1 protein-coding gene is annotated in these 340 nt (G+C 47.6%); it reads right to left on the reverse strand.

The window, feature by feature from the left end:
- On the reverse strand, window positions 1-340 hold a 340-nt coding region (locus tag AB4585_RS29235), incomplete at both ends, for a GntR family transcriptional regulator (protein WP_372172314.1).

Genomic DNA, 340 nt, shown 5'->3' on the forward strand with positions numbered 1-340 from the left:
GATATTGATAGCAGCTCCAATGTGACGGTTTAACGATGCGAGGAAAGCGATCAGTAGAGATTTTTAACCGGCTAGCCCAGTTTGGTGCGCTGGCGGGATTGTCTGCCTCAAAATGATCCAGCTCATCCTCAACCTCTTGCAGTCTTAATCGATATTTTTCAGACAGATAGTAACCACTTCTTGGCTTGCTGATCAGGTAGCCATCATCAGACAGCCCTTCATAAACCAGCGATACCGTATCACGCGAAACCTTTAGCTGAGTAGAGAGCTTACGGCAAGAAGGCAAAGCCTCATCCGCAGAGAACACCCCTTCGAGTATCGCCTTTACTAAGTACTCACG

The sequence above is a fragment of the Vibrio sp. 10N.222.49.C9 genome (assembly GCF_041474985.1).
In the GTDB taxonomy this organism is placed as follows: domain Bacteria; phylum Pseudomonadota; class Gammaproteobacteria; order Enterobacterales; family Vibrionaceae; genus Vibrio; species Vibrio crassostreae_C.